Consider the following 6086-nt stretch of genomic DNA (forward strand, 5'->3'; position numbering starts at 1 on the left):
TAAATGCCACTCTTACTTTACGCGTCTTCGAGACCACTTTCAGCATGAAGAATCTGCCGTGTTACCTGCATGTGATATTCAAAAGCACGTACGGCTTCCTCTTCTTCTCCTGCCGCCAACGCAGAAAGGATTCTTTCGTGCTCTTCAACAGCCTGATCCATACGCGATTGTTCCTGTAACGAATGTACTGTTGCCTGTGCCTGCTTCGTCTGTATCATATCCGAAACCTGCATCAAATACGGATTATTCGTGAATTGAACGAGTAAACGGTGAAAAGATACATCGGCTTGGGTAAACAAATAGTGATTTTTTTTGCCTGCCTTGATTTTTTTCATATCTTCTACTGTTTTCTGTAACTGCCGTCTTGTGTCTTGTGCCGGAGCACTAGCGTATTGGCGCGCCAATAACCGGACGCCAAAGCCTTCGATAGCCAGACGTGCCTGGATAATTTCCTCTATATCGGCAGCGCAAATATCTTTGACGCCAAAGCCACGGTTGCTGTATACCTCTACCAGATTTTCATGGCGTAGCAACTGGATGGCTTCACGGACAGGCGTCCGCGATACGTGCAGCGTATCGGCAATCATCTGTTCCGAATAGACCATACCAGGCTGAAGCTTGCCTTCGACAACGCCTTTTTTTAAGTATTCATAGACTTGTTCCTTAATTGAAATTCTGGTAATCACGACTTCCTCCTGCAACTCACCTTCTTAATATACAGTACTTGTATGTAGCATACTACTCCATTGCAATAGTGTCAATACATTTAGAAATATTCATCATACATATTTGTTACTATGGTTACAAATATATAAACTAAATGCATATATAAAAAAAGAGTACTGCAGAAAAAACGCTGCAGTACTCTTTAGCACATGGGGATACCCCCATATAATATTGTTATTTAAGAACCGATGCACAACGGGCACACAGTGTCGGATGATCGGCATCCGTGCCAACGGTGGCGTCATGACGCCAGCAACGTTCGCATTTTTCGCTAGCCGACGGAGCGACGACGGCCTTCATCTGCGGATGGTCTTCGCCTGCTTCAGCTTCAGCCGGAGCATCACCCTGCACCAGGGTAACTTCACTGACGATGAGGAGTGTAGCAAGCTTATCCTGAACCGCTGCCAGGAAGTCATAATCTTCACCGCTAGCGTAAATGGTAACAGCCGCATCAAGAGGATGACCGATAAGGTGGGCTTTACGCGCATTTTCGAGGACCCGCATGAGGTCGCTGCGGTAGGAAAGGAGCTGACGCCAATGTTCGTCCAGATCGGCGTTCAGGTATTCCGGATGAGCCTGGGGCCAATCCGTGAGAAGGACGCTTTCTTCCTTGCCTGTGACAGCCGGCATGTTCTGCCATACTTCTTCTGCCGTAAAGGAAAGAACCGGCGCGATAATCTTGACCAGCGTATCGAGGATCTGATACATGGCAGTCTGGGCGCTACGGCGGATGAGGGCATCCGTTTTTTCCGTATAGAGGCGGTCTTTAATGATATCCAAGTAGATAGCACTCAGATCAACCGTGCAGAAGTTGTGAATCGCGTGATACATAACGTGGAACTGATAGTTTTCATAGGCATCTGTGACAGTTTCAAAGACCTGTTCCAGGCGCAGGAGTGCCCATTTATCGAGTTCCGTCATATTTTCATAGGCTACAGCATCGGTTTCAGGATTGAAATCGGCCAGGTTGCCCAAGAGGTAACGGAAGGTATTACGGATCTTGCGGTATACGTCGGAAAGCTGTTTCAGGATCTTCGGCGACAGGCGGATATCACCCTGATAGTCAGCCGAGGAAACCCAGAGACGCATGACGTCGGCACCGTACTGATCAATAACTTCCTGCGGTGCTACCGTATTGCCTACGGATTTACTCATCTTACGGCCTTCGCCATCTACAGTGAAGCCGTGGGTCAGTACCTGACGGTACGGGGCAATGCCATTGATGGCAACAGACGTGAGGAGGGAGCTGTTGAACCAGCCGCGATGCTGGTCAGAGCCTTCGAGATACATATCGACAGGGTAGCCCGAATCAGGATCATTCTTCATGACACCCTGGTGCGTGCAGCCGCTATCGAACCAAACATCCATCGTATCCGTTTCTTTTGTAAATTCTGTACCGCCGCAGTGCGGGCACTTGTAGCCTTCCGGCATGAGTTCTTTTACGTCGTGCATCCACCACGTATTAGACCCTTCTTTGGCAAACATGGCCTGCAGATGCTGGATCGTTTCGTCATTGATGATGTGTTCGCCACAATCCTTGCAGTAGAAAATAGGAATCGGCACACCCCAGACACGCTGACGGGAAATGCACCAGTCACCGCGGTCACGGATCATATTGTAAATACGGTCGTGGCCCCAGGCCGGGATCCAGCGGACTTTATCGATCGCGTCCAGTGCTTCCTGGCGGAAACCATCGACAGAAGCAAACCACTGTTCCGTAGCACGGTAGAGAATCGGTTCCTTACAACGCCAGCAATGCGGATACTGATGGCGCATGGAAGCTTTGGCAAAGAGCCAGCCTTCTTCAGCCAGTCGTTTCAGAATAGGCACATTGGCATCGAAGACGAACATGCCCTGGTAATCAGGAATGACCTTCGTGTAGCAGCCCCGGGAGTCCGTCGTACCCATCGGTTTGAGGCCCCAGGCCGCGTATTTCTTGCAGACGTTGAAGTCATCTTCGCCGTGGTCAGGAGCCGTGTGGACGACACCGGTACCACTTTCCAGGGTGACGTGGTCGCCGCAGACGACGGGAAGCTTACGATCCGGGTAGAAGGGGTGCTGGAAGACCAGGCCTTCGAGCTGGCTGCCCTTCATGACGTCCGGCAATACTTCGTAGTTTTCTACCTTGCCGGCAGCCATAGCAGATGCTACCAGTTCTTTAGCCATGAGCATGTACTGATCGCCAACCTTGACCCATACATAGTCGATGTCCGGGCCGACGCACAAACACATGATGGTCGGTACGGTCCAAGGCGTCGTCGTCCAGATGAGGGCCGAAACCTTTTCGGGATCGGCGCCGGCCGGCATGTGGCTGCCCTTGTCATTGCCCAGGTCATGAGCCGGGTAACGGACATAGAGGGAGATGGATTTGTCGTCCTTGTATTCGATTTCTGCGTCAGCCAACGCTGTTTCGCAATGGGGGCACCAGTAGACGGTCTTCAGGCCCTTGTAGATATAGCCTTTTTTGGCCATTTCACCAAAAACGCCGATCTGGGCGACTTCGACGGGCTTCTGCAGCGTCAGGTACGGATGTTCCCAATCGCCGAGAACGCCGAAGCGGATGAAATCCTTTTTCTGCATTGCTACGTTTTCCAAGGCGTATTCGCGGCATTTGGCACGCAGATCGAGCGGCGCGATTTCATGACGGTTGAGGCCCGTAGCCTTGATGACGGCATGTTCGATCGGCAGGCCGTGCGTATCCCAGCCAGGGATGTATTTCGTATAATGACCGGTCTGGGTCTTATATTTTAAGATGATATCTTTCAGCACCTTATTCAGGGCATGACCGATATGGAGTTTACCATTGGCATACGGAGGACCGTCGTGCAAAATAAATTTTTTGCAGCCCTTTCTTTTTTCCAGTCTTTTTTCATAGATCTTATTTTCCGTCCAGAATGCAAGCATATCCGGTTCGCGTTTCGGCAAATTGCCACGCATAGGAAATTCGGTTTCTGGTAAATGCAGCGTCTTACCGTAATCCATTGTTGTTCCTCCTTTTAAAGTAAAAAAATAACGCCTTCCATCCCCCAAAGGGACGAAGACGTAATCACCGTGGTACCACCCTATTGACTGCCTCGCAGCCACTTTATTGCGTCATAACGGTGCAACCCGGCAGCCGGTACGCGGCTGCTGCTCCCAAGTGATCCGCCTGCATACGGTCTTTCCCGGGCTCACACTTTCCCCGGTTCGCTGAAAAGACTGACGACACAGGCCGTCTTGTTCCTAGCATTTTAGCTTATTACTTTTATATACTTTATACTTTGTATATACGGGTATTTTAAAGGTTTGTTATCTATTTGTCAAGAGAATCACGGCCTGATCCGCTCCGGACCACCTGCCGGACTGGGATGGCAGCCGTTTCTCTTGTACGTCCAAAGAGGATTATTGTATAATATAAGCATATACTGTACTTTACATAAAAGAAAGGTGGTTCACCTATGAACATCCCTCAGCTCATACAACGGGCCGTCGCCTATGATCGCGGCGATGCCCGGCGCATCCAGCACTTCCTTAAGGTCTATACCTATGCCGACCTCATTGGCCGTCTGGAACAACTGCCGGCAGAAACGCAGGAAATTCTCACTGTAGCCGCCGTCCTGCACGATATTGGCATCCACGCAGCAGAAGAAAAATACGGCAGTCCTTCCGGCAAGTATCAGGAACTGGAAGGCCCGGCCATTGCCAAAGAGATTCTCGACCAGATGCAGTGCCCGCCAGCCTTGACAGAACGCGTATGCTGGCTCATAGCCCATCATCATACGTATACCGGTGTCGACGGTGCCGATTACCAGATTCTGTTAGAAGCCGATTTCCTGGTTAATGCCTACGAGGACAGTCTCGACAAGAAGGCCATCACTACCTTCCGCGATAAAATTTTCCGTACCAAGAGTGGCATAGACCTCCTCAACACGACCTTTGCTTTATCATAGGCGGCACCTATGCCGCATCACGCCTGCAGTTGAAAGGAGCTGGTAACATGGCAGACATAGATACATTTCTCGATCTCGTAAAACACTCAGACAACATCGTTTTCTTCGGTGGTGCCGGCGTCTCTACGGAAAGTGGCATTCCCGATTTCCGCAGCACAGACGGCCTCTATCATCAGCATTACAAATATCCGCCGGAAACGATGCTCAGCCACACCTTTTACGAACAACATATGGATGAATTTTACCGTTTCTACCGGGACAAGATGCTGGCTTTAGACGCCCAGCCCAACATGGCCCACATCAAACTGGCCGAGCTGGAACAGGCCGGCAAATTAAAAGCCATCGTCACCCAAAATATCGACGGCCTCCATCAAAAAGCCGGCAGTAAAAATGTCCTGGAGCTGCACGGCAGCGTACATCGTAACTACTGTCAGCATTGCCACAAGCTCTTTTCGGCAGAATATATTAAAAATTCGACAGGCATCCCCCACTGCGATGCCTGTGGCGGCACGATCAAACCGGACGTCGTTCTCTACGAAGAAGGCCTTGATAACGATACAGTCCAGCAGGCACTCTACTACATCAGCCACGCAGATATGCTGATCATCGGTGGCACGAGCCTCGTTGTCTATCCGGCAGCCGGTCTGATCAATTATTATCACGGCCACAAGCTGGTCCTCATCAACAAATCGTCCACTGATATGGATAGCCGGGCAGATCTGGTCCTGCACGAACCGATCGGCCAGGTATTCGCCAAAATCACGCTTTAGGAGGCTCTATGAAGATCACGATTCTCATGGGCAGTCCCCGCAAGCATGGTAACACGGCCCAATGTCTGGAACCTTTCTGTGACGAGCTGCAAACGCTGGGCCATACGTATACCCTGCACTATTTGTACGAAAAGAAAATCGACCCGTGCTACGCCTGCCGGGCCTGTCAAAAGGATTGGCAGCACTTTGCCTGCGTGCGCCGCGACGACCTGGCGCCCATTGCCGAAGACGTCCTGGCAGCAGACCTGCTGGTCCTGGCTACGCCCATTTATTCGTGGTACTGTACAGGTCCTATGAAAAATGTCCTGGACCGCTTCGTCTATGGCTTCAACAAGTACTATGGCGATGAAGTAGGCCCTGCGCTTTGGGCCGGCAAAAAGCTGGCACTTTTTGTCACCTGCGGCTATAAACCGGAAAAGGGTGCCGACCTCTTTGAAGAAGGGATCAAACGCTATTGTAAGCACTCAAAGCTCACGTACCTTTCCATGTTTACGGAACGCCACTTGGGCTATAAGACGGTCTTTATGGATGAAAATAAAGCAGAGCACGCCCGGGAATTTGCCCGTCAGATTACAAGCGAATAAGGGGAAATAGTACTGTTTTACAAAAGGGGATGTGACAAAATGAGAAATCATTTTGTCCACATCCTCTTTTTATTTGC

5 protein-coding genes are annotated in these 6086 nt (G+C 50.4%); 3 read left to right on the forward strand and 2 right to left on the reverse strand.

Annotation, left to right across the window (positions count from 1 at the left end; all coding sequences use genetic code 11):
- Nucleotides 1-17: 17 nt before the first annotated feature.
- The gene (locus PGX44_RS09535; protein ID WP_498855205.1) at nucleotides 18-686 is read right to left on the reverse strand and encodes a GntR family transcriptional regulator; all 669 of its coding nucleotides are present in this window, start codon (nucleotides 684-686) and stop codon (nucleotides 18-20) included.
- Between the two features lie 214 nt (nucleotides 687-900).
- Nucleotides 901-3708: an isoleucine--tRNA ligase gene (gene ileS / locus PGX44_RS09540; protein WP_498855206.1), complete on the reverse strand. Its 2808-nt coding sequence runs from the start codon at nucleotides 3706-3708 to the stop codon at nucleotides 901-903.
- Nucleotides 3709-4163: 455 nt separating this feature from the next.
- Between ileS and PGX44_RS09545 the strand changes: the two genes are divergently transcribed.
- Genes PGX44_RS09545 through PGX44_RS09555 form a run of 3 tightly spaced genes read left to right on the forward strand, consistent with a single transcriptional unit; the run spans nucleotide 4164 to nucleotide 6009 of the window.
- A complete protein-coding gene (locus PGX44_RS09545) occupies nucleotides 4164-4655 on the forward strand; it encodes an HD domain-containing protein (RefSeq protein ID WP_289001664.1) in 492 nt (163 codons plus the stop codon).
- Nucleotides 4656-4702: 47 nt separating this feature from the next.
- Nucleotides 4703-5425 (forward strand): NAD-dependent protein deacylase, encoded by a 723-nt coding sequence (locus PGX44_RS09550; protein ID WP_498855207.1) that lies wholly within the window; start codon nucleotides 4703-4705, stop codon nucleotides 5423-5425.
- A gap of 8 nt (nucleotides 5426-5433) precedes the next feature.
- Entirely contained in the window at nucleotides 5434-6009 is a 576-nt protein-coding gene (locus PGX44_RS09555) for a flavodoxin family protein (RefSeq protein WP_498855208.1), read from the forward strand.
- The last annotated feature ends 77 nt before the right edge of the window (nucleotides 6010-6086 follow it).

This window comes from Caecibacter sp. AF58-12pH5A, assembly GCF_027681725.1.
Lineage (GTDB): Bacteria > Bacillota > Negativicutes > Veillonellales > Megasphaeraceae > Megasphaera > Megasphaera hominis.

Coding starts and splice junctions, on each gene's coding strand:
- ileS (WP_498855206.1), bottom strand. CDS start 3,708: ATGGATTACGGTAAGACGCTGCATTTACCAGAAACCGAATTTCCTATG.
- PGX44_RS09545 (WP_289001664.1), top strand. CDS start 4,164: ATGAACATCCCTCAGCTCATACAACGGGCCGTCGCCTATGATCGCGGC.
- PGX44_RS09550 (WP_498855207.1), top strand. CDS start 4,703: ATGGCAGACATAGATACATTTCTCGATCTCGTAAAACACTCAGACAAC.
- PGX44_RS09555 (WP_498855208.1), top strand. CDS start 5,434: ATGAAGATCACGATTCTCATGGGCAGTCCCCGCAAGCATGGTAACACG.